Annotated in this window: 30 protein-coding genes, 1 tRNA gene and 1 riboswitch; of the genes, 23 read left to right on the top strand and 8 right to left on the bottom strand. The window is 52.8% G+C overall.

Annotated elements, in window-relative coordinates; genetic code table 11:
• Positions 1 to 272 precede the first annotated feature (272 nt).
• The 3 genes from B9Z32_RS08535 (at position 273) to B9Z32_RS08525 (ending at position 1,805) form a co-directional block, all read left to right on the top strand.
• Positions 273 to 962, top strand: coding sequence for a LysE family translocator (locus B9Z32_RS08535; RefSeq protein ID WP_233248142.1), 690 nt, complete (start codon positions 273 to 275; stop codon positions 960 to 962).
• A 65-nt stretch (positions 963 to 1,027) separates the two neighbouring features.
• The gene (locus B9Z32_RS08530; RefSeq protein WP_146179473.1) at positions 1,028 to 1,291 is read left to right on the top strand and encodes a transporter suffix domain-containing protein; all 264 of its coding nucleotides are present in this window, start codon (positions 1,028 to 1,030) and stop codon (positions 1,289 to 1,291) included.
• A gap of 49 nt (positions 1,292 to 1,340) precedes the next feature.
• Positions 1,341 to 1,805 carry a DUF4188 domain-containing protein gene (locus B9Z32_RS08525; RefSeq protein WP_108420796.1) on the top strand — a complete coding sequence of 155 codons (465 nt, stop codon included), beginning with the start codon at positions 1,341 to 1,343 and terminating at the stop codon, positions 1,803 to 1,805.
• 285 nt (positions 1,806 to 2,090) lie between these two features.
• Here the strand turns inward: B9Z32_RS08525 and B9Z32_RS08515 are convergent.
• The 6 genes from B9Z32_RS08515 to cysS form a co-directional block, all read right to left on the bottom strand.
• A tRNA-Ser gene (locus B9Z32_RS08515) sits at positions 2,091 to 2,183 on the bottom strand.
• 17 nt (positions 2,184 to 2,200) lie between these two features.
• Positions 2,201 to 3,463, bottom strand: coding sequence for an aspartate kinase (locus B9Z32_RS08510; protein ID WP_108420794.1), 1,263 nt, complete (start codon positions 3,461 to 3,463; stop codon positions 2,201 to 2,203).
• Positions 3,464 to 3,545: 82 nt separating this feature from the next.
• Entirely contained in the window at positions 3,546 to 4,544 is a 999-nt protein-coding gene (tilS, locus tag B9Z32_RS08505; protein WP_199219961.1) for a tRNA lysidine(34) synthetase TilS, read from the bottom strand.
• The gene (locus B9Z32_RS08500) at positions 4,510 to 5,484 is read right to left on the bottom strand and encodes an acetyl-CoA carboxylase carboxyltransferase subunit alpha (protein ID WP_108420792.1); all 975 of its coding nucleotides are present in this window, start codon (positions 5,482 to 5,484) and stop codon (positions 4,510 to 4,512) included. The genes tilS and B9Z32_RS08500 overlap by 35 nt, the downstream gene beginning before the upstream one ends.
• A gap of 21 nt (positions 5,485 to 5,505) precedes the next feature.
• Entirely contained in the window at positions 5,506 to 6,144 is a 639-nt protein-coding gene (locus tag B9Z32_RS08495) for a DNA-3-methyladenine glycosylase (RefSeq protein ID WP_108420791.1), read from the bottom strand.
• Positions 6,141 to 7,517: a cysteine--tRNA ligase gene (gene cysS / locus B9Z32_RS08490; RefSeq protein WP_108420790.1), complete on the bottom strand. Its 1,377-nt coding sequence runs from the start codon at positions 7,515 to 7,517 to the stop codon at positions 6,141 to 6,143. Before cysS ends, B9Z32_RS08495 begins: the two co-directional genes overlap by 4 nt.
• A gap of 150 nt (positions 7,518 to 7,667) precedes the next feature.
• Between cysS and B9Z32_RS08485 the strand changes: the two genes are divergently transcribed.
• The 4 genes from B9Z32_RS08485 to B9Z32_RS08470 are packed head-to-tail and all read left to right on the top strand — an operon-like array spanning position 7,668 to position 10,225.
• On the top strand, positions 7,668 to 8,213 hold the full coding sequence (locus tag B9Z32_RS08485) for a M48 family metallopeptidase (RefSeq protein WP_108420789.1): 546 nt from the start codon (positions 7,668 to 7,670) through the stop codon (positions 8,211 to 8,213).
• Positions 8,214 to 8,217: 4 nt separating this feature from the next.
• On the top strand, positions 8,218 to 8,913 hold the full coding sequence (locus B9Z32_RS08480; protein ID WP_108420788.1) for a peptidylprolyl isomerase: 696 nt from the start codon (positions 8,218 to 8,220) through the stop codon (positions 8,911 to 8,913).
• 2 nt (positions 8,914 to 8,915) lie between these two features.
• A complete protein-coding gene (locus B9Z32_RS08475; RefSeq protein ID WP_108420787.1) occupies positions 8,916 to 9,422 on the top strand; it encodes a peptidylprolyl isomerase in 507 nt (168 codons plus the stop codon).
• Positions 9,423 to 9,442: 20 nt separating this feature from the next.
• Positions 9,443 to 10,225 carry a UDP-2,3-diacylglucosamine diphosphatase gene (locus tag B9Z32_RS08470; protein WP_108420786.1) on the top strand — a complete coding sequence of 261 codons (783 nt, stop codon included), beginning with the start codon at positions 9,443 to 9,445 and terminating at the stop codon, positions 10,223 to 10,225.
• Between the two features lie 17 nt (positions 10,226 to 10,242).
• Here B9Z32_RS08470 and B9Z32_RS08465 read toward each other — a convergent pair whose 3' ends face one another.
• Positions 10,243 to 13,185: a DUF349 domain-containing protein gene (locus B9Z32_RS08465; protein WP_233248140.1), complete on the bottom strand. Its 2,943-nt coding sequence runs from the start codon at positions 13,183 to 13,185 to the stop codon at positions 10,243 to 10,245.
• A gap of 120 nt (positions 13,186 to 13,305) precedes the next feature.
• Here B9Z32_RS08465 and B9Z32_RS08460 point away from each other — a divergent pair, with 120 nt between their 5' ends.
• From B9Z32_RS08460 to nrdR, 3 genes are all read left to right on the top strand, one after another.
• Positions 13,306 to 14,061 (top strand): lytic transglycosylase domain-containing protein, encoded by a 756-nt coding sequence (locus B9Z32_RS08460; protein ID WP_108420784.1) that lies wholly within the window; start codon positions 13,306 to 13,308, stop codon positions 14,059 to 14,061.
• A gap of 67 nt (positions 14,062 to 14,128) precedes the next feature.
• Positions 14,129 to 14,293, top strand: a riboswitch (ZMP/ZTP riboswitch).
• 58 nt (positions 14,294 to 14,351) lie between these two features.
• Positions 14,352 to 15,596 carry a serine hydroxymethyltransferase gene (gene glyA / locus B9Z32_RS08455; RefSeq protein ID WP_108420783.1) on the top strand — a complete coding sequence of 415 codons (1,245 nt, stop codon included), beginning with the start codon at positions 14,352 to 14,354 and terminating at the stop codon, positions 15,594 to 15,596.
• Positions 15,593 to 16,042, top strand: a complete 450-nt coding sequence (nrdR, locus tag B9Z32_RS08450) for a transcriptional regulator NrdR (RefSeq protein ID WP_108420782.1) — start codon at positions 15,593 to 15,595, stop codon at positions 16,040 to 16,042. Before glyA ends, nrdR begins: the two co-directional genes overlap by 4 nt.
• A gap of 10 nt (positions 16,043 to 16,052) precedes the next feature.
• On the opposite strand, the gene B9Z32_RS08445 is transcribed toward nrdR, so the two are convergent.
• Complete coding sequence (locus B9Z32_RS08445; protein ID WP_158268190.1) at positions 16,053 to 16,637, bottom strand: GspH/FimT family pseudopilin; 585 nt, start codon at positions 16,635 to 16,637, stop codon at positions 16,053 to 16,055.
• A gap of 110 nt (positions 16,638 to 16,747) precedes the next feature.
• Between B9Z32_RS08445 and B9Z32_RS08440 the strand changes: the two genes are divergently transcribed.
• From B9Z32_RS08440 to tolA, 13 genes are all read left to right on the top strand, one after another.
• Positions 16,748 to 17,203: a type IV pilin protein gene (locus tag B9Z32_RS08440; protein ID WP_108421098.1), complete on the top strand. Its 456-nt coding sequence runs from the start codon at positions 16,748 to 16,750 to the stop codon at positions 17,201 to 17,203.
• Positions 17,197 to 17,805, top strand: coding sequence for a PilW family protein (locus B9Z32_RS08435; protein WP_108420780.1), 609 nt, complete (start codon positions 17,197 to 17,199; stop codon positions 17,803 to 17,805). Before B9Z32_RS08440 ends, B9Z32_RS08435 begins: the two co-directional genes overlap by 7 nt.
• Positions 17,802 to 18,776: a hypothetical protein gene (locus tag B9Z32_RS08430; protein ID WP_146179472.1), complete on the top strand. Its 975-nt coding sequence runs from the start codon at positions 17,802 to 17,804 to the stop codon at positions 18,774 to 18,776. Before B9Z32_RS08435 ends, B9Z32_RS08430 begins: the two co-directional genes overlap by 4 nt.
• The gene (locus B9Z32_RS08425; RefSeq protein WP_108420778.1) at positions 18,763 to 19,200 is read left to right on the top strand and encodes a hypothetical protein; all 438 of its coding nucleotides are present in this window, start codon (positions 18,763 to 18,765) and stop codon (positions 19,198 to 19,200) included. Before B9Z32_RS08430 ends, B9Z32_RS08425 begins: the two co-directional genes overlap by 14 nt.
• Before the next feature lie 62 nt (positions 19,201 to 19,262).
• Positions 19,263 to 20,396, top strand: coding sequence for a bifunctional diaminohydroxyphosphoribosylaminopyrimidine deaminase/5-amino-6-(5-phosphoribosylamino)uracil reductase RibD (gene ribD / locus B9Z32_RS08420; protein WP_108420777.1), 1,134 nt, complete (start codon positions 19,263 to 19,265; stop codon positions 20,394 to 20,396).
• A gap of 30 nt (positions 20,397 to 20,426) precedes the next feature.
• On the top strand, positions 20,427 to 21,092 hold the full coding sequence (locus B9Z32_RS08415; RefSeq protein ID WP_108420776.1) for a riboflavin synthase: 666 nt from the start codon (positions 20,427 to 20,429) through the stop codon (positions 21,090 to 21,092).
• A 10-nt stretch (positions 21,093 to 21,102) separates the two neighbouring features.
• Positions 21,103 to 22,236: a bifunctional 3,4-dihydroxy-2-butanone-4-phosphate synthase/GTP cyclohydrolase II gene (ribBA, locus tag B9Z32_RS08410; RefSeq protein ID WP_108420775.1), complete on the top strand. Its 1,134-nt coding sequence runs from the start codon at positions 21,103 to 21,105 to the stop codon at positions 22,234 to 22,236.
• Positions 22,237 to 22,238: 2 nt separating this feature from the next.
• Entirely contained in the window at positions 22,239 to 22,733 is a 495-nt protein-coding gene (gene ribH, locus B9Z32_RS08405; protein WP_108420774.1) for a 6,7-dimethyl-8-ribityllumazine synthase, read from the top strand.
• Positions 22,730 to 23,266: a transcription antitermination factor NusB gene (gene nusB / locus B9Z32_RS08400; protein WP_108420773.1), complete on the top strand. Its 537-nt coding sequence runs from the start codon at positions 22,730 to 22,732 to the stop codon at positions 23,264 to 23,266. Before ribH ends, nusB begins: the two co-directional genes overlap by 4 nt.
• Positions 23,263 to 23,673, top strand: a complete 411-nt coding sequence (ybgC, locus tag B9Z32_RS08395) for a tol-pal system-associated acyl-CoA thioesterase (RefSeq protein ID WP_108420772.1) — start codon at positions 23,263 to 23,265, stop codon at positions 23,671 to 23,673. Before nusB ends, ybgC begins: the two co-directional genes overlap by 4 nt.
• The gene (gene tolQ, locus B9Z32_RS08390; RefSeq protein ID WP_108420771.1) at positions 23,670 to 24,392 is read left to right on the top strand and encodes a protein TolQ; all 723 of its coding nucleotides are present in this window, start codon (positions 23,670 to 23,672) and stop codon (positions 24,390 to 24,392) included. Before ybgC ends, tolQ begins: the two co-directional genes overlap by 4 nt.
• A gap of 19 nt (positions 24,393 to 24,411) precedes the next feature.
• Positions 24,412 to 24,831 carry a biopolymer transporter ExbD gene (locus tag B9Z32_RS08385; protein ID WP_108420770.1) on the top strand — a complete coding sequence of 140 codons (420 nt, stop codon included), beginning with the start codon at positions 24,412 to 24,414 and terminating at the stop codon, positions 24,829 to 24,831.
• A gap of 36 nt (positions 24,832 to 24,867) precedes the next feature.
• A complete protein-coding gene (gene tolA / locus B9Z32_RS08380) occupies positions 24,868 to 25,815 on the top strand; it encodes a cell envelope integrity protein TolA (protein ID WP_108420769.1) in 948 nt (315 codons plus the stop codon).
• Positions 25,816 to 25,922 lie beyond the last annotated feature (107 nt).

Genomic DNA, 25,922 nt, shown 5'->3' with positions numbered 1-25,922 from the left:
CAAGGAGGCCCCGAACGGGTTGTAAATTGTTCGAACGACTTGGAATCAGTTCGAAATAGTCTTGGCGGCCCAGAACATACGTCATCACAAACTACCTAAGTTTTTAATGGGTAAGCAAATCAAGCACTTGGGGGTCAGTTCATCTTTCTAAAGGTTGAGACAGACACTCGTTGCGTGGGTTTCCAGACCCCTTTTTTTGCAGGGTCGGGGTTCGAACCGACGGCCGATGGAGAATTGAAGATAGGATAACTATTCTTTAAAACACTCTATCGATGTCTATCATGACCATTTTGTTTGCTGCATTTCTACTCGGGCTTGTGTTCAATGCCACCCCAGGCGCTGTTTTTGCTGAGACTGTCCGGCGCGGTGCCACTGGCGGTTTTAAGGCCGCTCTCGCCGTCCAGATTGGGTCACTTGTGGGGGATGCAACATGGGCTGTTCTCGGTTTGATGGGGGTGGGGCTCCTACTTCAGGTCGACGCATTGAAATGGCCTGTAGGCCTTGTTGGCGCAGCCTATTTGATTTGGCTTTCCTGGGACTCTTGGAAGGCAGCTTCCATTGCATTCAGTGTAAATGAAAATCAAGATGAAAAAGCGCGATCGGGATTGAAATCAGGCGTGATTCTTTCACTGACGAACCCGCAAAATCTAGCGTACTGGGCAGCGTTAGGGAGTGCTTTGGGAGCGCTTGGAATAGCTGACCCCAGCATGCAGGACTATGCGACTTTTTTTTCCGGATTCATGATTGCTTCTGTCACCTGGGCAGTTTTCTGCGCAGCTGCAATCGACAGGATCTTCAAGAAGGCTGGTCAGAAATGGGTGGCATTGACATACCGCCTTTGCGCCGTCATGTTCATGCTGCTAGCAGTCAACACCGTCAGAGAGCTGTTTTCACACTCAGGACCATCCGCATTGCATGTGAGCCCACCTGCTATTCAGGGTCCAAACTTAGCTGCCGATTAGCTAGTTCGAAGACCCCTTCCAGCCCAACGCAGGTTCTCGCTTTGACGCAGTCCTAGACAACTCACGTGGAAAGTGGATTGCCAAAAATGAAGTCGATGAGACATGTTATTGGTTACTTCCTTTTTGTATTGTCATTCATAGCTTGGGCAGCAATTTCAATTCTCCCCTTTTTGAATTTATCCATTGAGATGGGAGCGGCCATCACGACTGCTCTTATTGTGGGTGGTGAGATCGCGTTTGTTTTAAGCATCGCATTACTCGGCAAAGAGTTTTTAGGAAAAATCAATAGCTTTTTTAATAAGCTTAATTTTTTCCAAAAAGGAAAGTAAAGATACAGGATGAATGGCATCCAAATACGATCTGACTCTTGGAGTACATATGATTCACAAAGACCGAATGACAGCACGAATGGATGGCGATTTTGTTGTCTTCCTTATAGGTATGCGCATCAACAAGCCATTGGCCGTTCACAAGTATTTGCCTGTGTTGAACGCGATGCCCAAAATGCTCACGGAACTTTATAAAAAACCAGAGTTGGGCTTGATACACCACGAGATGTGGTTTTCTCGAACGATCATTTTGGTTCAATACTGGCGTTCAATGGAGCAACTCATTGATTACGCAAAGAACAAAGATTCGGCTCATTTGCCAGCTTGGCAAGCGTTCAATAAAGCTGTTGGTACGGACGGTATTGTTGGCATATGGCACGAAACCTACAAAGCCAGCCCAGGTACTCATGAGAATGTTTACGTGAACATGCCAGCCTTCGGTCTAGGGAAGGCCGGTCTGCTGGTTGAAGCAAAGGGGCATCTCAAATCAGCATCGGACAGGTTCAAAAGCTGAGAAACCTTGGGACGACTGACGGGATTCTGGCATTCGCAAGAGTATTTTTTGGGCTCATGTTGGTGTGCAGCATCGCAAAAACCGCGTGCAATCGGTACGGTTCAAATTCAGGTTTTGAACGGGCTAAGTCAAGAGGTTTTGAGCAGAAAGCCGTCTCAACAGTTCGATCACCCTTTAAAAGGGTGACTTTCTTCAAGATCGGGGAAAGCTTGAGAAGAAAAAATTCAATCAGATCAACAACTTGCAAACAGGCGTTTGAAGGATTGAAATATTGAAAGAAGTCGCTGGCGGAAACGGAGGGATTCGAACCCTCGATGAGGCTCTACACCCCATACTCCCTTAGCAGGGGAGCACCTTCGGCCACTCGGTCACGTTTCCAGCACTCGAAAATTATATCAGGCTTGGTCTAGGTCAAAGGCCTTGTGCAGGGCGCGAACGGCCAATTCCATGTATTTCTCGTCAATCACCACAGAGGTTTTAATTTCTGAAGTTGAAATCATCTGGATGTTGATGCCCTCTTCGCTCAATGAACGGAACATCTTGCTGGCAATGCCCACATGGCTTCGCATGCCGATGCCCACAATGGAGACCTTGCAAATTTTGGCATCGCCCGTAACTTGCGTGGCGCCCAATGCGGGCATCACTTTTTCCTTCAACAAGTCCATGGTGCGCGCAAAGTCGTTGCGGTGCACCGTGAAGCTGAAGTCGGTTTTTCCGTCTTTGCTGATGTTTTGAATGATCATGTCGACTTCAATGTTGGCATCGGCCACAGCGCCCAAAATTTGATACGCGATGCCTGGCTTGTCGGGCACGCCCACCATAGAAATTTTGGCTTCATCGCGGTTGAAGGCAATGCCGGAGACTACGGCTTGTTCCATTTTTTCGTCTTCCTCAAAAGTGATCAGGGTGCCAGACTTGGCTTCTTCGTGAATGTCGATGTCCCAAGGCGTGAAGCTAGACAACACACGCATTGGCACTTTGTATTTACCCGCAAATTCAACCGAGCGAATTTGCAATACCTTGGAGCCAAGCGATGCCATTTCAAGCATCTCTTCAAAGCTCACCGTTTTCAAGCGGCGCGCTTCGGGCTCTACCCGAGGGTCTGTGGTGTACACGCCATCAACGTCGGTGTAAATCAAGCACTCGTCGGCTTTCATGGCAGCGGCCACAGCCACAGCCGATGTATCAGAGCCACCGCGGCCTAAGGTGGTGATGTTGCCGTCGGGGTCTACCCCTTGAAAGCCAGTCACGATCACCACACGACCCGCTGCCAAATCTTGACGCACGCGAACGTCGTCAATCGATTCAATGCGGGCTTTGGTGAAAGCGCTGTTGGTCTTGATGGGCACTTGCCAGCCCGCGTAGCTCACAGACTGCATGCCCTCAGATTGCAAAGCGATGGCCAACAAAGCAGAAGAGGCTTGCTCGCCCGTAGCGGCCAACATGTCGAGTTCGCGGTCGTAAGCGGTGTCTGTTTTGGCGGGGGCCAATTCTTTGGCCAAGCCCAATAAGCGATTGGTCTCGCCGCTCATGGCGCTGGGCACCACCACCATTTGGTGGCCAGCCCGTGCCCATTTGGCGACGCGTTTGGCCACATTTCGAATGCGCTCTGTAGAGCCCATCGAAGTGCCGCCGTATTTGTGAACGATCAGTGCCATTTTGAAAAGTGAATAAAGGGAAATTTCAGCAAAACCTGTCGATTGTACTCGGGAGAACCCTATATTTAAAGGGTTTATACGCTTAGCTTTCAGCGGTCCAAGTTAAACCAGCACCCTCTCGGCGCACATAGCCTCTGCCCACCTTCAGGTGCAATTGGTGGCCGCGCGTGATGCAAGACGCAATTTGAGACAACAGCTCAGCCAGTTGTGCCGCACTGGGCGTGGTTTGGTGCTGCACTTTCAACCAATGCCGGAGCACCAAAGACTGCCTGGCCGAGCTCAACAGTTGAAGATTTTTGATATTGGGCATGCCATTGTCCATCACGCCTGCCAAATCGACTTGCGCAATGTCGTTCAAAATGTCTTGCGCCTCCGCTGCATGCGATGCGCTGCGCGCAAACGTCTCTCTAAATTGCGGAAAAGCGCGCTCCAATGCTGGCAAAAGTTGCGCGCGAATGCGGTTGCGTGTGAACTGCTCGTCTTGGTTGGTGGGGTCTTCTATCCAACTGACACCGGCTTGAACCAAGCACTCACGCAGCTTGGCGCCTGGCAAACTCAAAAACGGTCGATGCCATTGCAAGCCATCACGAATCCAAAGGCTTGGCATGCAAGCCAAACCTGGCAAACCTGCACCGCGAGACAGCGCCAACAACAAGGTTTCCACTTGATCGTCTGCATGTTGCGCCAAGGCAATGTGCTTCACGCCTTGCAAATCTGGGTGCTGGTGAACAGACTCGCTCATGGCCAAGTAGCGGGCTCGTCTGGCTGCATCTTCGGGACTTTGTCCAGCTTCGTTTCGTGCATTCACTTTGCACACCACCAAGGGCACTTGCCATTGCTCACACAAGGCGCGGCAATGCGCTTCAAACAAATTGGCTGCATCTTGCAAACCATGGTGAATGTGCACAGCCCTCACCTGCCCAGGCCAGCGCTGAACGCAGGCCCACAACAAAGCAGTTGAGTCGGCGCCGCCACTCAGAGCGACGGCCAATGGAAGTTCAGGCTGAAAGCTTGGCGGAAGCAATGCCGCGCCAGCAAGCGCAGAATTATTTGCTGACTTTGGTGTCGGTGAAACGGCCATAGCTTTGCAAACGCTCATAGCGACGCTCGACCAATTCTTTGGGTTTCAAATCGGTCACTTGGCGCCATGCATCGCCCAAAGCACGCTTGAGGAATGCAGCCATTTGCGCATGATCGCGGTGTGCGCCGCCCACGGGCTCGTTCACAATTTTGTCAACCAAATTCAAAGCTTTGAGACGATGCGCGGTGATGCCAAGTGCTTCGGCCGCTTCTTCTGCCTTCTCTGAGGTTTTCCACAAAATGGAAGCACAACCTTCGGGGCTGATGACTGAATACACAGAGTACTGAAGCATGAGCACCGAATCGGCTACCGAAATGGCCAATGCACCACCCGAGCCACCTTCACCAATGATGGTGGTGATGATGGGCACTTCGAGCTGTGCCATCTCAAAGATGTTGCGGCCAATGGCTTCTGACTGGCTGCGCTCTTCAGCATCTATGCCAGGGTAAGCGCCGGGCGTATCGACAAACGTAAAAACGGGCAGCTTGAATTTCTCAGCGGTCTTCATCAGGCGCAAAGCCTTGCGGTAGCCCTCGGGCTTGCTCATGCCAAAGTTGCGCTGGGTACGCTCTTTGGTATCTCGCCCTTTTTGGTGACCCAGCACCATGCAAGGTGAGCCATTGAAACGAGCCAAGCCGCCCACAATGGACAAGTCGTCGGCAAAGTGGCGGTCGCCATGCATTTCCACAAAGTCTGTGAAAATTTCGCGGATGTAGTCGAGGGTGTAAGGACGCTCGGGATGCCGGGCAATTTTGGTAATTTGCCAGGCCGTCAAATCGGAATAAATGTCCTTGGTGAGCTGCTGGCTCTTTTTGGTGAGCTGATCAATTTCTTCAGAAATGTCGACAGCCGACTCACTTTGCACGTAACGAAGTTCTTCAATTTTGCCTTCGAGTTCCGCCACGGGTTGCTCAAAGTCTAAAAATGTACGCTTGGCCAAAATGGGCCTCCTTTATGGAACTCAATACTCAACCGGCAATGGGTCGAGCGACCGCCAAATATACCAAGTTGCAACTGTACTATAGGGTTGCCAAGCTTGAGCCACCTCGCGGGCGTCACTTCGGCTAACTGGCTCGCCTGAAAAATAGTTCTTACTGATGCCATTGATCAAACCCACATCATCGAGGGGCAAGATGTTGGGGCGCATGAGGTGAAAGATCAAAAACATCTCGGCCGTCCACCGGCCAATGCCCCGAATAGCAATAAGTTCGGCAATGATGGCTTCATCGTCCATGTGCTGCCATTCTTTGACGCTGACATTTTTGCCATGGAAGTTCAGCGCCAAATCGACCAAGTACTCCACTTTGCGAGCCGACAAACCAGCCGCGCGCATGTCGTCTATTTTGAGCTTCAAAACACCTGCAGGGGTAATTTTTTTGTTCAGGGCCGCAAATTTATTCCATACAGATTGAGCGGCTTTGACCGAAATTTGCTGCCCCACAATGCTGCGGGCCAAGGTTACAAACGCATCACCGCGAGAGACCAAGCATACGTCGCCAAACTGAGGGATGATTCGCTTCATCACACGGTCTTTTTTAGACAAGTGCGCGCAAGCGGCGGCCCAATATTCGGGAGTCATCAATACGTCGGCTTGGCTCATTGAGCGGCTTCCCAGGTGGTACCTGCGGCAGAGTCTTTGAGCACAATGCCCTGCTCGAGCAATAGCTTGCGAATGCGATCGGCTTCCGCAAAATTCTTGGCTGCCTTGGCGTCGGCACGTGCTTGAATGTGAGCCTGAATGGCTGCTTCGTCCAAGCCTGCGCCAGCTTGCAAATAGGCCACCGGGTCTGTTTGCAGAATACCCAAAACACCACCCAGGGCCTTGAGCAAACCCGCTTGATCGGCTGACTTGCTGCGGTTGACTTCACCCGCCAAATCGAACAGCACCGCCACGGCTTCTGGGGTGCCAAAATCTTCATCCATGGCGGCTTTGAAACGCGCCGCATAGGGATTTGCCCAATCAATGTTGACCTGTGCTGGCGTGGCAGCCTGCAATGCGGTGTAAAGGCGTTTTAAACCACCGCGCGCATCGTTCAAATGCACATCGGAATAATTCAAGGGTGTGCGGTAGTGGCTACGAACTAAGAAAAACCGCACGGTTTCGGCATCAAAGGCTTTGAGCACTTCGCGAATGGTGAAAAAGTTGCCCAAACTTTTGGACATCTTTTCATTGTCAACATTGATGAAACCGTTGTGCATCCAAAAGCGAGCAAAGGTCTCACCTGTGGCACCTTCGCTTTGGGCAATTTCATTTTCGTGATGCGGAAACTGCAAATCGGCACCGCCCGCATGAATGTCAAAACTGTTGCCCAGCATTTGGCAAGCCATGGCCGAGCACTCTATGTGCCAACCAGGTCGGCCTGGGCCAAATGGGCTGTCCCATTTCACTTCGGAGGGCTCAGACTCTTTGGCACTCTTCCACAACACAAAGTCAAGCGGATCGTCTTTGCCATCGAGCACCGCCACACGTTCACCTGCATGCAATTCGTCAAGCGATTTGCCAGACAACTTGCCATAGCCCGGAAACTTGCGAACCGCATAATTCACATCGCCTTGGGGCGTGCGGTAAGCCAAGCCTTTGTCTTCCAATGTACCAATCATGCTTAGCATTTGCGGTACAAATTCGGTGGCGCGTGGTTCGGCAGTAGGACGGGCAATGCCCAATGCATCAAAGTCGGTGTGCATGGCATCGATCATGCGATCGGTGAGAGCGCGAATGGTTTCGCCGTTTTCAACAGCGCGCTTGATGATTTTGTCGTCGATGTCGGTGATGTTGCGAATGTGCGTGACCTTGTAGCCACTGGCTTTGAGCCAGCGCTGAACCACGTCAAAGGCCACATTGGAGCGCGCGTGTCCAACATGACACAAGTCATACACTGTCATGCCGCAAACATACATGCGAACATGGCCAGCTTCTGCGGGAGAGAAATTGGCAACAGCGCGGGTCAGCGTGTTGTAAATGCGCAAGCTCATGAAAAACTGTTTTTCTTGTTCGGGTGCAAAAAGGGGCCGCAGCCCCCTAATTGTTGCAAGGACAGCCTGAAAGAGAGGCCTCCGTTACAATTTGCCTCAGTATAAAGCCCAAATTAGCCGCTGACAAAGCCCCATTCAAATTCGATCGCCATGTTCTTCCACTGGTTTCTACTGAGAGTTTTCACAGTTGCGCTGTTTTTAGGCAGCAGCTTGGCTTGGGCCAATGACACGTTGGAGATTGAAGAACACATTCGCAACAAGCAGTGGACGCAAGCGCAGCAAAAACTGCAGTCTGCCATCAAGCAAAGCACCGCCAAGCCTGGCTCTGCTGTTTCACCGCAGTTGCGCCTCATGAACAGCCAAATCTTGGCCGGACTGGGTCAATCAGACAAAGCCATTGAAGAACTTCAAGCGCTTATTCAAGAGTTTCCCGAATTGCCAGAACCATACAACAATTTAGGGGTTCTGCATGCGGCGCAGGGCAACTACCATGCCGCTACCACCGCCTTCCTCTTGGCCATCCAAGCCAGACCCAATTATAAAATTGCACATCAAAATTTAGGCGACTTGTACACGGCCATGGCCCAGCAAGCCTACGCCAAGGCCAAAGCCGTGCAAGCAGGCCCCGCCCTGCTGCCCTTGCCAGCACCGGCTGCATCCACCACCACCACGACCAACATTCGCGCTGTGCGCTAAAGTCATGAATCCAAACCTAGCTCGCCGAAACTTAGCAGCCTGTTGCAGTGCATTGGCACTCTCTTTGGGCTTGGCCTTGATGCCTTTGCTGGGCCACGCGCAAGAGTCGCCCAAAGTCAAAATTACCACCAACATGGGCGAGATCATGGTGGAGTTATACCCCGACAAAGCGCCCAAAACAGTGGCCAACTTCCTTCAATATGTGAAGGACAAGCACTACAACGGCACCATTTTTCACCGGGTCATTGCCAACTTCATGATTCAAGGTGGCGGCTACGACATCAAGTACAAAGAGCGCCCCACCCGCGCACCTGTTCAGCACGAAGGCCGACAAGCCATGACGGCGGGCCTCAAAAATCAAACCGGTTATTTGGCCATGGCCAGAACCAATGACCCTCAATCAGCCACGGCCCAGTTTTTCATCAACACCGTGGACAACGCTTTTCTAGACCCTACGCCCATCCCCGATGGCGACCCCGTTAAACGCTTTGAATACCGTGGACAGGTCTATGAAAACGTACCACGTGAAAATTTGCTCAACGCCCTACAACTTTTCGGTTATACGGTTTTTGGCAAAGTTACCTCTGGCATGGATGTCGTGGATAAAATTAGAGCCACGCCTACCGGCATGGGTGGTCCTTTTAGAACCGACGTTCCCAAAACCCCTGTAGTCATTCAATCAATCACTTTGGTGCAATAACCATGAGCAATCCTCAAGTCGAACTCCACATCGCCGGCAAAGGCGTCATCCTCATTGAACTCGATGCCGAAAAAGCACCGATCAGCACCGAGAATTTTTTGCAGTACGTCAACAAAGGCCATTACGACAACACCATTTTTCACCGCGTCATTCCTGGCTTCATGATTCAAGGCGGCGGCTTTGAGCCCAACATGCAGCAAAAGCACTCCGATGCAGCCATTCAAAACGAAGGCAACAACGGTTTGAAGAACAACAAATACACCTTGGCCATGGCGCGCACTCAAGCGCCCCACTCTGCCACGGCACAGTTTTTCATCAATACAGCTGACAACGACTTCTTGAACCACACAGCACCCTCCTTGCAAGGCTGGGGCTACGCAGTGTTTGCTCACGTGGTGTCAGGCACTGACATTGTGGATGCCATTGAAGAAGTTAGAACAGGTCGCAATGGTTTCCACGACGACGTGCCACAAGAGCCCGTCATCATTGAAAAGGCTGTGGCGCTTTAATTTTTGCGTCAAACCTGTTCATGAGTGCAACCGTGTTGCCTTTTCAGGTGCTCCAAGCCCCTGAAAATTGGCGCACGGTTGATTTCATTTCAGACTTGCATTTGCAAGATCAAGAGATGGCCACATTTGAAGTGTGGCAAACCTACATGCAAAACACGACTGCAGATGCGGTCTTTATTTTGGGCGATCTGTTTGAAGTGTGGGTGGGCGATGACGCCGTAGCCCATCACGTTTTTCTTCAACAGTGCGCTTCGGTCTTGAAGTCGTGCGCAGCCACAAAACACGTGGCCTTCATGCGAGGCAACCGCGATTTTTTGGTAGGCGCATCATTCCTCGATGAATGCCAAGTTCAGGACTTGCAAGACCCCACGCTCTTGAACTTTGCAGCTCAAAAAATTTTGCTTTCGCACGGCGATGCAGGTTGTTTGGCAGACACCAGTTACCAAGAATTTAGACTCATGGTGCGTCAAGAAACTTGGCAATCCACATTCTTGGCCAAACCCTTGTCAGAGCGCGAGAGCATTGCACGGCAACTTCGGATGCAATCTGAATTGCTCAAGAAAGACCCTCACACCCTCTATGCAGATGTTGATGACGGATGGACTTCGAAGTGGCTGGCACAGACCGAGGCACACAGCTTGGTGCATGGCCATACCCATCGGCCTGATGACCACCGCTTGGGTTCGACCCAAACACGCCATGTGTTGAGCGACTGGGATGCCGCAGCCGAAATGCCGCGCGCAGAAGTGCTGCGCTGGCATTCAACAGGCAAGCATGAACGCATCAGCTTGCTCGATAACTGACTTAACTTCTTTACTTCTTAACTTCTTAACAAGTTTTTCAAAGCATTTTGCAAACGGCGTGCAACCTTGGGGTCGTGCGCAGAAGACAACACTGCTGTGACATCCAAGGCCCACGTTTGCTCGGGGCCGGGTTGGTTTTTGCGAGTGAGCAATTGCAACTGCAGGGCTCGGCGCTCGTTCAAATTCTCGGCAGGTGTGGGCACTTCAGCCGCCATTTCCAAACGCAAAATGGATTCGCCCGCTGAAGCTTTAGGTGCCTGGCCAACGGCTTGCGACCAAGCAGCTCTGGCTGCTGCATTCACATTGCGTCCCAAATCTGGCGCTGAGGGCACCAAATCTGCTTGGCGTTTTTCCCATGCCGTCAATAAATTGGTGAGAGATTCTCCGTGGGCTTGGGCTGCCAACTTGCGGAGCGCCATTTCTGCGTGCTCCATCGCATCGCGTTGCGCTCTGAAGGCGGTGTCGCTCAAACGCGGACCGCGGTCGGGGCGTTCGGATCGATCTGATCGATCACCACGATCACCACGGTCAAAACGAGGTGCGCCTTTGCCATCGCGGCGATCGCCTGGGCCACGACCTGCGGGTGCAGGAACCGACTTCTTTTGACCAGGGCGGTCATCGCCGCGCATGGCCACCAAAGGACGAGCGGGCTTGGGGGGCGCTTCAGACTTTGTGGGTTCAGAAGATTCTGCAACGGCATCAGGTGCAATGATGCCTGTGTTGGCAGGTGATGCAGCTTGATCCTCTGCACTCGCTTGGGCATTAGGTTGGACAGTAGCTTGAGCACTAGCTTGGGCATTAGCTTGAGCATTAGCCTGCCCTTTCAATGCCGCATCCAAGGCCGCCATGGCAGTCTTGATTTTCTGAACATCGCCAGATGCGTTGGCCGCTTTCAATGCATTGGAGGCATCCAAAACAAGCCTGTCGTGCGCCGACATGTTGGCCGAAGGCGCTTGCTCGCGAGCACTTGTCTTGCGGCTAAATGCCTCGTCAATGGGTTTGCGGAAAGCTTCCCACATTTTTTGCTCAATGCGGCGATCCATGGGCACGCTTTGGGCTTCGTTTTGCCAGCTTTGTTGCAAAGCTTTCACAGCATCTACCCGCAACATGGGCGCCGCGCCCAACTGCTCTGCCTCAGCGATCAAAGCTTGGCGGCGTTCGGTGCTGGCTTTTTGAGCCGCTTCCAAGGGAGCTGCAGCAGTCTGCAAAGCCTGCTTCCACAGGGGTTGCAATTCTGCAAATGCCTTCTCACTCAAATGGCCTGCAGAGCGCCAACGGTCGCCAAACTGATGCAGTGAGCGCAGTTGCATGCGCCAATCTGAATTTTGCGCGTTGGCTTCACCCCATGCCTTGACCTCTTCGATCAGAGCGAGGCGTTGAGCACGGTGCTCACTGGCTTCGTTTTTAATCTTATCCAGCCAGGCCTGCACCACTTTGTAGGCTTGGTTGCAAGCTGCATCAAAGCGCTTCCACAAAGCGTGGTTGGGCAGTCCGCCTTGATCGGCTTTTTTCCATTCTTCACGCAATTGACGCAATCCATCTTGCATCTTGCGGCCGCCCACAGTGGGCTCTAGTTGGAACTCTTCAGCTTTTGAAGCCTCTGCTTTTGGCGCATCAGCTTGCACAGGCTCAGGATTGGTCGCTTCTTGGATGGTCGCTTCTTGGCTGGTTTCATCTTGGCTGGATGCTTCAGGCTTGTCGGCTTCGGTTTGGCCTGCCGCTTCAGTTTGATGGGGCGCTTTCAAAGGTACTTTTTTGAACAGCCCTTCCGCCTTCAAGACCAAGGCCAATCGCAATTGATCGGCCACATGGCGTTGCCAGCCTTCTGACTCACCCGCAGCGATCAATGCTTCATGAACCTTCAGGTCCATTTGGGTGTCCATGTTGCGACCGTGCTCTTTGAGGACTTGTTTGAATGCCAACAAGTTGGCTTCGTTATTTTCAGCGGCCAACAAAGTCATGGCACCCGTTACCACTTGATTGGCTGCTTCGCGCAATGCCAAACGCTGAGCGGGATCCATTTTGGTATTGCTCACTTTGGGCGTCTTGGCAGGCTTGGCAGGATTGGCTTGTGCAGTTGTTTCAGCGCTTGTTTCTGCAGCGCCATCTGACGACGTTGCAGCGGCATCTGCCATTTGCTTTGCTGGTGCTGCTTCGGAGTGCCCGGCATAACCAGGTTGGCTAGACTGGCTAGACTGTCCACCCCGAGCCAAGCGAATTTCTTCAGCCCACACGGGCACAGAAGGCATGGGTTCGCTGGCATCGTCACGAGCCGCTTTGGCTTGAAACAGAGCTGCCTCAAAGGCTTCCCAAACACTGCTCAATTGGTGCTGAGAGGCTTCAAGTTGGGGTGGAAATTTCAAATCAACACTGTGCCATGAGGCGTCATGAGTGAGGGCCTGAGCTTGTTGCTGCCAGTTGGCCACATCAGACTGCAGCAAGTCGTTGGCAGCGTCTGCCTCTTTCAAGCTTTTGGTGGACAAGACTTCAATGCGCTGCGCCAACAACACAGCGGTTTCGCGCTGCACCATGACTTGGTGTTGCAAATCTTCTACCGCTTTGATTTTTTCATTCAACTGCAACTTCAGACTGGCAAGGGGTTCACGCGACAAAGGGGCACCCGCTTTGGCGGCATCTCGCTGCCATGCCATGGCATCTGCAATGTTCAGGCGCGAAGCGGTCAGCATGGCGTTGGCACGCTCTGCCCACTCAGCTGCCAGCACGTCTTGTCCGTGTGAGCGCTTGAGCTCGTCTAACTTTTCGCGCAGAACTTTGGCAGCACCTTTGTCGCGGGTCGAGATTTCTTTGTAGACCAACTGCAAATCTTCTTGTGAAGGATGGGTCAAGAGCCATTCGCGTAATTTGGCAGCGCGCTCGCCCGATGTTTGAGCGACAAAAGCGCCTCCCGTCAAGTTGTCTAAAGCTTGAACGTCGGAGGGTTTAGGAGATGAAGGAGTCACAGTCACAACACAAAAAGATAAAGAAGCTATTTTCACCGAGGATGGCCAAGCTCGATATGCCAGAAGCATCTATTTTCGATTATTTTTATAATATCCAGTTCTGCCTCATCAACTTTCACCGTGTCCCAACCCGTTCTTCACGAAACTGCAAGCCAATGGACTGTTCGTCTTTGGCGAGGCATTCAGACGTTTTCAGGCGACATTGCGCGGGGCTTTGTGAACATCTCGCACCACAGTTTTGCGCTCTTGGGGTTGATGGCTTTGATCTTGTGCATGCTAGCTCTGGCTCGACCCGAAGTTCGAACCCTGACCATTCAAAGCGTCCAAGGATGGCTCTTCACACGCCTGCACATCACAGAAGCTGAGGATGAGCAACAGCAAGTGTTGCTCAGAAGTTTTGCGGCCCCCTCAACCGACCTCAACCCCACACAATTGGCCTTGGTTCAAGCTGTGCGAAGCAAGTACCGAATAGCGCCAGAGCCCATGAATGCCTTGATGTTGGAGGTATTTGACCTGACCGATCGGTCGGCACTCGACCCCACACTCATTTTGGCCGTGATTGGTGTGGAGTCCAACTACAACCCCTTCGCCAACAGCTCCTCTGGTGCCAAGGGTCTGATGCAGGTTTTACAAGAAGTGCATTCCGAACAATTTACCCCCTATGGCGGGGCGATGGCCATTTTTGACCCGAAAACCAATCTGCGCATTGGCGTGAAAATTCTCAAGGAATGCATCACTCTAACTGGCAGTGTTGAAGAGGGGCTGCGCCTTTACAAGGCTGGCTCGGAGTCGATTGCCACCGAAAAAGACTACATCACCCGAGTGCTGGTCGAACAAACACGCCTGAGGGATGCGCTTCCTAAGCTGACCCCATAAGTTGACCCCACAAGCCACCTCTTTTATTGAGTCCTTTAAAAACTTTAACCCCCGCCTCGGCTACACTTGAGGCGTACGCAACTGGCGATAGGGGTCTGGTCTTGCTCAATCAGCACACCAAGCCCTGACGTGGAAATGGATGACCCTTGCGTCATCCTCAACCACTGGGAAGCGTGCACCTTGACCAGCGCATGTTGGCGCAAGGTTTCAGCCGTTCGCCTGGGCAGCCCTTGCTAAATTGCGGCTTTTTTGCCTCTTTTAAGCAAGGAACCATCCTTTGAAGGCCTGCCATGTATTCAAGAAATATTCTGATTGAACAAACCGATCCCGAAATTTTTGCTGCCATTCAGGCAGAAAACGCACGCCAAGAGCATCACATTGAGTTGATCGCCAGCGAAAACTATGCATCCCCTGCTGTCTTGGCCGCACAAGGCTCGCAACTCACCAACAAATACGCCGAAGGCTATCCTGGCAAACGCTATTACGGTGGTTGTGAGTTTGTCGATATTGCTGAACAGCTGGCCATTGACCGTATCAAACAAATTTTTGGTGCCGATGCAGCCAACGTGCAGCCCCATTGCGGCGCATCTGCCAACGAAGCCGTGTTCTTGGCTTTCTTGAAGCCCGGCGACACCATCATGGGCATGAGCTTGGCCGAAGGCGGCCACCTCACGCACGGCATGCCCCTCAACATGAGTGGCAAGTGGTTCAATGTGGTCAGCTATGGCCTCGATGCCAATGAAGCCATCGACTACGACGCCATGGAAAAGAAGGCGCACGAATCCAAGCCCAAGCTGATCATTGCCGGCGCATCTGCCTACAGCTTGCACATCGACTTTGCACGCTTTGCCAAGGTGGCCAAAGATGTGGGCGCTATTTTCTTGGTCGACATGGCCCATTACGCTGGCCTCATTGCTGCCGGCGTCTACCCCAACCCAGTGCCCCACGCCGACGTGGTCACATCCACCACCCACAAGAGTTTGCGCGGCCCCCGCGGCGGCATCATATTGATGAAGGCCGAACACGAAAAAGCCATCAACAGCGCCATCTTCCCAGGTCTGCAAGGCGGCCCGCTCATGCACGTCATTGCGGCCAAGGCAGTTGCTTTCAAAGAAGCCATGGCACCTGAGTTCAAAGCCTACCAACAACAAGTGATTAAAAACGCTCAGATCATGGCGGAAACACTCACCCAACGCGGCTTGCGCATTGTGAGTGGCGGCACGCAAAGCCATGTGATGTTGGTCGACCTGCGATCCAAAGGCATTACGGGCAAAGTAGCTGAAGCTGCTTTGGGCCAGGCGCACATGACCATCAACAAAAACTCAATCCCCAACGACCCCGAGAAACCCATGGTCACCAGCGGCGTGCGCATTGGCACCCCCGCCATGACCACCCGTGGCTTCAAGGACGAAGAGGCGCGCATCACAGCCAACCTCATTGCCGATGTGCTCGACAACCCCAACGACCCAGCCAACATTGAAGCCGTGCGCGCCAAAGTTAACGCCCTGACCGCACGTTTCCCTGTTTACAAATGAAGTGTCCCTTCTGCAGCCATACCGACACCCAAGTGGTGGAAACACGTCTGGCTGAAGACGGCGATTTGATTCGCCGCCGCCGTCAATGTGCGGCGTGCGAAAAACGCTTCACGACTTACGAGCGGCCAGAGGTCAATTTTCCGGCCATCGTCAAAAAAGATGGCAGGCGCATTGATTACGAACGCATCAAACTGCGCGCTAGTATGAACTTGGCTTTGCGCAAACGACCCGTGAGCACAGAGCAAGTCGACTCAGCCATTGAGCGCATCGAAGAGAAGTTGCTCAACTTGGCCCAACGCGAAGTGGCTTCCAACAAAATAGGTGAGCTGGTCATGCGCGAGCTTAAAAAGCTCGACAAGGTGGCCTACGTTCGCTTTGCTAGCGTGTACCGAAGCTTTGAAGACATTGACGACTTCAAATTGCTGGTGGATGAAGTGAGCAAGTAAGTTCATTGCATCAAGGGCAGAGCGCCATTTGCCCTTTGTCTAAACGGGATCGACCCACCGCATTGACCACCAACAACCATGCCTCTTCCCCGCTTGCTCCGCGCGCACACAGCGTGATGGTTCCAGCTTGAAACGCACCATTCAAAGTCAAGCTTCGGCCACTGGGCCCAAACGACACATACCTGGCCACTGTGGCATTGCCCGTGGCCGAGACACTGGCGTGCAAGCGCGCTCGCTGTTGCAGCAAGGCCTCACCGTGGTCCCACAATCCATTGCTGTTGACATCTTCAAACACCAGCCAACCTTGATGCCAAGCGGATGCGCCGCCGCTTGCGGCACAAGCTGTGGGCGGTGTTGCTCTTGCGCCTGAATCAAGGGCTGCGGCGCACAGCGTAACGCGCCTTTCACGGCGCAGCGCTTCGGTTCTGGCGCTCAACACGTCACTTAACAATGCTTGCGAAGCCGCTTGCACTTGAGCGCGAACTTGCAATGACTGAAATGAAGAAACTGCCGTGCCACAGAGAATGGCCAAAACCAACAGCACAAAAAGTGTTTCGATCAAACTGAAGCCAAGAACACGCCAAGAATTTGTCATGTCAAGAGTTTTCACTGTTGCAACACCGGGACTCTCACATTGCCTGTCACTTTGAAGCGATTGCAAGTCAATGCCACTGTTTACTTGGTTTGGCATGACATGCTCTGCCCATGAAAGCTGTAAACAATCCGCCATTCCCCTGCTGCAACACCGCAGGCTTTACCCTGATTGAATCGCTTGTGAGCATTGCGCTCATTGGCATTTTGATGGGCATTGCTTTGCCTCAGCTCGAGCTGCAGTGGCAAACAAGCAGACGACAAGACGCTCAAAACTCTCTGCTGCAATTGCATTTGCGCCAATTGCAATGGCGAGGCTTGAACCCCGAATATGCCAGCTCTTTGACGGAGCTCAATTGGCCAAGCTCGCATTCCCTGTCACAGCATTACCTCTTAGATCTCCAAAGCAGCCATTCGCAAGGCTACGTTCTGCACGCCACAGCAGTTGGCACGCAAAGTCGGGACACCGCTTGCAGTTCACTGAGTCTTCACGTTTCAGCCAACGCCCAATTGCTGCGCACCAGCAATGCATCGGTCTTGAGCGATATTGGCGGCTGCTGGAAATGGTGAATCTGTTAGTTGGCATTGCCATTGGTTTGAGTGTGTTGAGTGCTGCCACGTTTTGGGTTAATTTTCAATGGCAACACAGCAAAGAAATTTTGCAAAAGAGTCGCGCGCAACAAGAAAGCAGCGCCCTTATGGACACCCTGGTGCATGATTTACGACGTGCCCATTTTCACAGCAGCAGCTTGGTCAACAATGGCTCGCAAGACGCTCATTGTCCTAGTCAATTTTGTGGCGCACTTGAAGATTTTCAGGTGTCTGAGCAGCAAATACTGTTCAGTGTAGATCGCAATGAAAACGGCATCAAAGAAAACAATGAGTGCAGCGGTTTTCGCTTCTATGCCAATCAAGTTCAAATGAAAACCGCCTGCAAACCTGTGGTTTGGACAGCACTCACCAAGTTTCAAAATTGGCACATTTTGGCGTTTGAAATTCAGCTGCAATGCGATCCTGCCTCACTCAGCCAAGTGGTTAATTTGACCATGGCAATTCGCAAGCAATTGAGCTCCGACACAACTGCCATGACATGGCAACGACAGGTCAGGTTGCGCAATGCAAGCACACGCGCCCGCCACCTTGGGTCATCTTGCCTGAGCGCTGATTCATGACGTCAAATCGTGGCATGGCCACCCTTTGGACAGCCAGTTGTTTGGTCTTCATCACAAGCTTGCTTGCGTGGATGACGCTGCAGTCTGTGATGTCAGAAACCAAGCGAAGCCAGCACCAGCTGCACGCTGCTCAAGCACTCGCCGTCAGTGAGTCGCTTTTAGAAACCAGCATCGCACTCATAGACAGCACCTACTCGGGGCAAGACATGGCCATTGACACAGCCTTTTGGCGCAATGCCTCTCAAAGCCAATGCCCCTCCAAGCATGCCTCGGCACAATGGCAGTGCTTGAAGTGGTCGGCTGAAGGGCTGAGCACATTGGGCAAGGGCATTGCCGCATTGCCCTGGCCAGATTCGGTCGACACCTCCGATTCATTTATGCTGTTTATAAGGGACGTGAAATTGGCGCCGCACAAAATCAAAATTTGGGTTCAAGTGAGCTTGAATGCAGAGCAGACAGGTGCGGGTAGTCGTGCCACGGTTCAGCAAAGTGTTTACATTCCCATCAGCTCACCTTGGGTGGCACCCAATTTAGAAGCAATGTCTCAGTCTCAAACTAACGCCAAGCCATGCGCTCCTGTGGCGTGGGCCAAGTTTTTTGGCAGCACCACGCCCGCTCAACTGAAAGCCATTTCAGAAGCTCAAACTCAAAGTGCTTTGAGCAGCCAAACAAAGCCCAGTCGATCTGTCTATTGGGTCGACAGCCCGCTCAGTTGGACGCAAAGTTTGGGCACCCAAAGCGAGCCTGTGGTTTTGATTTTTTCAAGCCTGGCTTGCGCTGTGCAATGCCCTGAAATTGCCAATCAGGCCGCCATCACTGGCTTGGTTTATTTTCAAAGCGCCAATGCATGCCAGAACCCCGTGCCGCAGCTTTTCGTTCAAGCTGAGGCGGCGCGTTTTGAGTGGCCATCGGGCATTGATGCATCGCGTGTGCAACGGGTTTCTGGCTCTTGGAAAAATGCGGGGCTCTAGGCAAGTTGCTCCGCACGGCTTCACGGTGTTGGAGGCCGTCTTTGCCAGTGCCATTTTGGCCATGGGTCTGTCGGGAGTCTTCCAACTCAGTGTTGTCAGCATGGCCGCCAACCAACATCAAAGAAATTTGGCATTTGCCAGCGGCTTGGCACAAGACCTTGCAGAATGTTGGCAAGTGCGCACCAACATTTGCCTTTCTATGTTTCAAGGCTCCCAACAGGCCGATGCATTGAGCAACGAAGCCGGCGTTCAATTTGAAAGAAGTTGGCTCATCAAAAGCATCTCAACCCAAAGCCAAAACCCCCAGCTGCTACAAACTTTGCAAATTACTGTGAAATGGCCACACCAAGACAAGCCTGACAGCTCTGCCGAATTGCATTGGCACATTCGACGCGCCAGCACCCCTACTTGGGTTGGCCTTTAACTTGTCGTATCCTTGGACTTTTAGGATGGACATTTGATCCTTGGCATTTTTCTTTACCCTCAATGAGCCCCATCACCGTCAGCCCCTTCATGCTGCAAGCCCTAAGCCTGGCAGACAAGGCCCTGCGCATCACTTCACCCAATCCGAGGGTGGGTTGTGTCATTGTGGATGCCCAAGGCCAAATTTTGGGACAGGGACATACGCAACAAGCGGGTGGGCCACATGCCGAAATTGTGGCCTTGCACGATGCAGAAAGTCGCGGCCACCGTGTTGAAGGCGCCACGGCCTATGTCACCCTTGAGCCCTGCTCTCACCATGGCCGCACTGCGCCTTGCTGCGATGCGCTCATCAAGGCCAAACTGGGCAAAGTGGTGGCGGCTCTGGCCGACCCCAACCCCTTGGTTGCAGGCCAAGGCTTTGACCGCTTGAAAGCCGCAGGCATTGACGTTGAAGTGGGCCAGGGTGCAACACTTGCAGAACAACAAAACCCAGGTTTTTTGAGTCGCATGAAGCGACAAAAACCTTGGGTGCGCCTGAAAATAGCGGCCTCCTTGGATGGCCAAACAGCCCTGCAAAACGGCCAAAGCCAGTGGATCACCAGCTCTGAAGCTCGCTCGGACGGTCATGCTTGGCGTGCTCGGGCCTGCGCCATTCTCACGGGCATTGGCACGGTGCTGGAAGACGATCCGCTGCTAGACCTGCGCCTGTGCCCCCACCCAGACCTAACACCCCGCATGCCACATTTGGTCATTGTGGACAGCCAATTGGAAACGCCTCCGTCTGCCAAATTGTTCCAACACAGCCAAGCTGGGGCCAAGACCCCCAGAAAAGTCTGGATTTATGCCGCCAAAGACCACCCTGAAAAAAGGCAAGCTCTCGAGGCGTTGGGCGCTCACGTCACCTTGCTTCCCAACCCTCAAGGCAAAGTGGATCTGCCAGCCCTCATGACAGATCTGGCGCGGCGAGAGGTGAATGAGCTGCACGTCGAGGCGGGTCACAAACTCAATGGGTCGCTCATTCGAGAGGCTTGCGTCGATGAATTTTTGGTTTATTTGGCGCCCAAAATGCTCGGTATGGGCCAAGGCATGGCCCACTGGGGACCACTGCAAGACTTGTCACAAGGCCTGTCGCTGGTCTTCACCGAAACACAGTTAATTGGAAAAGATTTGCGGGTTTTAGCCAGGGTACAGGCCTAAACGGGCCCAATCCCTGCGAAAATACGCTCCATGTTTACCGGAATCATCACCGGCGTGGGGCGTATCGCCGCCCTCCACGACCTGGGCAGCTCTTTAAGCCATGGCAAGCGACTCACTCTCGAGGTGCCCGCGGGCTACCTGGACGACGTCGGCTTGGGCGACAGCATCGCCATCAACGGCGCCTGCATGACCGTCACCTCCTTCGACCTCGCCACGCATCAATTCACCATCGATGTGTCAGCCGAGTCGCTCGACAAAACCTGCGGCCTCACTGAGCTTGGCAAAGTCAACCTAGAAAAAGCTTTGCGCGCCCACGACCGCCTCGGCGGTCACATCGTGTCGGGGCACGTCGATGGCATTGGCCACGTCACGCACTTTGCGCAAGTGGGCGAGAGCTGGGAACTGCGCATTCAAGCGCCTGTTGGCATGGGCAAATACTTGGCCTACAAAGGCTCCATCACCATCAATGGCGTGAGCCTCACAGTGAACAAAGTGGCCGATACGGCCGAAGGCTGCGAGTTCAGCATCAACCTCATTCCGCACACCATCGAGAACACGGCCTTGGGTACTTTGGAAAAAGGCAGCCGCGTGAATTTGGAAATCGACCTGATCGCACGTTATGTGGAGCGCATGCTCAGCAACGATGCGGCCAACCACTCAGTTTCGCCAGCCCTGCAGGCTGGCAAGTCCTCTTGAAAGTTGTGACATGACGACGAATTCTGGCAGTCCCGTGACGCCTGTGCAAATTTCTCCGGTAGAAGACATCGTCGCTGACCTGCGCGCGGGTCGCATTGTCATCATGGTGGACGACGAAGACCGCGAAAACGAAGGCGACTTGCTCATTGCCTCAGACCACATCACAGCAGAGGCCATCAACTTCATGGCCCGCTTTGGTCGAGGCCTCATTTGTCTCACCCTTACCCGCGAGCGTTGCGAACACCTCAAATTGCCACCCATGGCCACCAGCAATGGCACTGTCTACAGCACGGCTTTTACGGTTTCGATTGAAGCGGCCGAAGGCGTAACCACAGGTATTTCAGCCGCCGATCGTGCACTGACTGTCAAGGCGGCTGTGGCTGCCAATGCCACCGCCAAAGACTTGGTTCAACCAGGCCATATTTTTCCATTGCAAGCGGTGGACGGCGGTGTGTTGATGCGCGCAGGCCATACCGAAGCTGGTTGCGATTTGGGCACCATGGCTGGCTGCAGTGCCTCTTCCGTGATTTGCGAAATCATGAAGGACGACGGCACCATGGCGCGCTTGCCCGACCTGCAAATTTTTGCTGCAGAGCACGGCCTCAAAATTGGCACCATAGCCGACCTCATTGCATACCGCAGTCGCACCGAGTCATTGGTGGAAAAAGTAGGCACGCGCATTTTGCAAACTGCCCACGGCGAGTTCACAGCGCATGCTTTCAAAGACAAACCCAGCCAATCTTTGCACTTGGCCTTGGTCAAAGGCAAATGGCAAGCAGATTCAGAAGTGCCTGTTCGCGTGCATGAACCCCTTTCTGTGTTCGATGTTTTAGAAGTGGGTCGCAGCATGCACTCCTGGAGCTTGGAAAACAGTTTGAACTACATCAACAAGCAAGGGCACGGTGTGGCTGTTCTCCTCAATTGTGGAGAAAGCGCAAACCAATTGCTCGCGCAGTTTGAAGGTCGAGCTCGTTCGGCACAAGCGCCCAACAGAAGCAAAATGGATTTGCGCACCTACGGTGTGGGCATTCAAATCGTGCGCGAGTGCGGTGTTCAGAAAATGAAACTCATGGGCCAACCCCGACGCATGCCCAGCATGGCGGGTTATGGCGTTGAAGTGACCGGTTATATCCCTAAGGAATAAATATGCAAGGCGCAGACAAAGGTATTGAACAAGAGTTGGACGGCTTAGGTCTGCACATTGGCATTGTTCAAGCCCGCTTTAACGATGGCATCACCAATGCACTGGCTGTGGCTTGCATTCAGGAACTGGAAGCCTTGGGTGTGCACGACATCGATCATGTGTTGGTGCCAGGCGCCTTGGAAGTCCCCATTGCCTTGCAAGCCATGGCCGAGCGAGGCGAGTACGACGCCTTGATTGCCTTGGGCTGCATCATTCGCGGTGAAACTTATCATTTCGAATTGGTGGCCAATGAATCGGGCGCTGGCGTGAGCCGAATTGCCCTCGACTACAACGTGCCCATTGCCAACGCCATTTTGACCACCGAAAATTTAGAGCAAGCCATTGCCCGACAAACAGAGAAGGGGCGTGATGCTGCTCGTGTTGCCGTCGAAATGGCCATGCTGTTGGAGGACTTGTCTGTGGGTGACGATGAATTGGACGGCGAGGAACTGGCATGAGTGAGTTGCCAGAAAACTCTGCAGCTTTGGGTCAGGCAGTCAAACCCAGCAAAGCTGCAAGCCGAAAACCTGGCAAGTCCGCCAGCAAATCGGCTCGAAGCCGAGCGCGCGAATTTGCGCTTCAAGCACTCTATCAAGTGTTGGTTGGCAAAAATGAGGCCGCAGACATCGATGTGTTCACGCGCGATTTGTCTGGCTTTCACAAAGCCGATTCTGCCCATTACGATGCCTTGCTGTATGGCTGTGCCGAGCAGGCCTCTGAATTGGACAAACTCATTCTCCCCTTGCTCGATCGCAGCATGGCTGAAATTTCACCCATTGAACGCGCCACCATGTGGATTGGTGTTTTTGAGATGAAGCATTGTCTTGATGTGCCATGGCGCGTCAGCCTCAATGAGTGCATTGAGTTGGCCAAAGAATTCGGTGGCACCGATGGTCACAAGTATGTCAACGCAGTGTTGGAGGGCCTAGCACCCCAGCTGCGCCCTCATGAAGTTCAAGCCGACAGGCAAGCCGGTCGCGCCCGCGCATGAAAGCCACCTTCACATTTCCAATTCGAATTTACTGGGAAGACACCGACGCCGGTGGCATTGTTTTCTACGCCAATTACTTGAAATTTTTTGAACGTGCGCGCACCGAGTGGCTTCGATCTTTGGGGGTTGAACAACGATCTTTGAAAGACAAGAGTGGCGGCATGTTTGTGGTGAGCGAAACTCAAATCAAGTATTTCTCTCCTGCACGGCTTGATGATTTGCTTGAGGTCACAGCGCAAACCTCAGAGGCTGGCCGAGCTAGCTTGGTGCTGTTTCAACAAGCTTGGCATTTGGACAATGGTCAGCGTAAACTTTTGGCTGAGGGCACCATCCGAATTGGCTGGGTAGACACCCAAACCATGAAACCCGGCCGCATTCCGGCCCAAATATTGGAAGCACTTCAATGAACCAAGACATGTCCATCATTCAACTTGTGTTGCATGCCAGCTTTGTGGTGCAACTGGTCATGCTAATTCTCATGGCCATCTCCATTGCAAGCTGGGCCGCCATTGTGCGCAAACTCACCGCCATCAAACGCATTCAAACTTTGAACGAAGAGTTTGAACAGCAGTTTTGGTCGGGTACTTCCTTGAATGATTTGTTTGCGGCAGCCGTTCAAAACTCTAAATTGGCTGGCCCCATGGAACGTATTTTTGCCAGTGGCATGCGCGAGTATCAAAAGTTGCGTGAGCGCCGCATTTCCGACCCAGGTACTTTGCTCGATGGCGCCCGCCGTGCCATGCGGGCTAGTTTTCAGCGCGAGATGGATGTGGCCGAAGCTCAATTGTCTTTTTTAGCTTCCGTGGGTTCAGTTTCTCCTTATGTGGGTTTGTTTGGCACCGTGTGGGGCATCATGCACGCCTTCACAGGCTTGGCCAGCATGCAACAAGTAACATTGGCCACCGTCGCGCCCGGCATTGCGGAGGCCCTGGTGGCCACTGCTATTGGCTTGTTTGCGGCCATTCCTGCCGTGGTGGCCTACAACCGTTTCGCCCGCGACATTGATCGTGTGGCCATTAAATTAGAAACCTTCATTGAAGAGTTCTCCAATATTTTGCAAAGAAGTTTGGGGGGTTCTGCGGGCGCAGGATCTTCTGGATCGGGCCTCTCAGCTTCTGGTCACTGATTCTCTAGGGAGCACACTCATGCCTGCTGTTTCCTCTCGCGGTCGTGGACGCCGCACCATCAATGAAATCAACATGGTACCCTTCATCGATGTGATGCTGGTGCTGCTCATTATTTTCATGGTCACAGCGCCCATGATTTCACCCAGCGTGATCGACTTGCCCAGTGTGGGCAAAGCCGCCAAACAGCCCGATCAAGTGATTCAAATTGTGGTTCAGAAAGACGACAGTCTTGAAATGGTGAACGACAGCAAAACACAAAAAACCAAGCTTGAGAATTTGGCCAACTTGGTGCTGCAGGCGCAAACAGGCCAAGCCAATTCTGCGGTGGTGATCAGTGCCGATCGCAATGTGAAATATGAAACCGTGGTGAAGGTAATGGACACCCTTCAACGCGCAGGCATTCAGCGTGTTGGCTTGTCTGTTCAGCTTGCGCCTTGACCTCGCAGGCCTTCTCATGAAGATCACTCACTGCGCATGAACGCCATCGCACACAACGAGTTTGCACCACCACCTGTTGGCGGGTTTGGTCGCTCCTTGTCTTTTGCCTTGTTCATGCACTTGCTACTGCTGGTGGCAATTGCCTTTAGCGTTCAATGGAAAACCGAACCCAACAACTTGTCAGCATCTGCAGAACTATGGTCTGCCGTACCCGTAGAGGCTGCACCCGCAGCCAATGAGCCGGAGCCACCGCCGCCCGAGCCTGTGAAAGCTGTTGAACAGAAACCAGAACCGCCTCCACCACCACCCGCAGCGCCCAAGATCAACGCAGCGGCTGAGCGTGAAGCGGCCGACATTGCACTCAAAAAAGAACTCGAAAAAAAGAAACTAGAAGAGAAAAAAGAAGCTGAGCTGGAAAAGAAAAAGAAACTGGAAAAAGACAAACTCGAAAAAGAAAAATTAGATAAAGAGAAGGCGAAAGAGAAAGAAAAAGAGAGAGAAAAAGAAAAAGCCAAGGAACTCGAGAAGAAGAAAAAAGAAGAAGCACTGAAGAAGGCTGAGGCTGCCGCCAAGGCCAAAGAAGAAGCCAAGAAAGCGGCTGCCGAAGAAAAGCGCACCGAGGCGCTTCGCAACGAAAATCTCAAACGCATGCAAGGCATGGCCGGTGCATCGGGTGATGAAAAGGCCAAAGGCGCAGCCCTGAAATCCTCGGGCCCCTCAGCCAGCTATGCGGGCCGCATTCGTGCACGCATCAAACCCAACATCACTTTCACGGAAGATGTAGCCGGCAACCCCAAAGCCGAAGTTGAAGTTCGCACCTCTACCGATGGCACCATCCTCAGCCGCAAACTCTTGTCTAGCAGTGGCAACAAAGCCTGGGACGAGGCCGTCCTCAAAGCCATCGACAAAACCGCCACCCTCCCCCGCGACGAAGATGGCCGTGTACCGCCGGTTCTAGAGATTAGCTTCCGCCCCAAAGATTAATTGGGGTCAAACAATTGGGGTCAGATCAACATTAATTTTTTGTGATTCACAGCGAACTATGCGCTAAGTAAATTAATGTTGATCTGACCCCAATTGTTTGACTTCAA

This window comes from Limnohabitans sp. MMS-10A-178, assembly GCF_003063375.1.
Taxonomy (GTDB): Bacteria; Pseudomonadota; Gammaproteobacteria; order Burkholderiales; family Burkholderiaceae_C; genus Limnohabitans_A.
The sequence above is the reverse complement of the archived record's forward strand: the minus strand, read 5'-3'. Positions and strand labels throughout refer to the sequence as shown.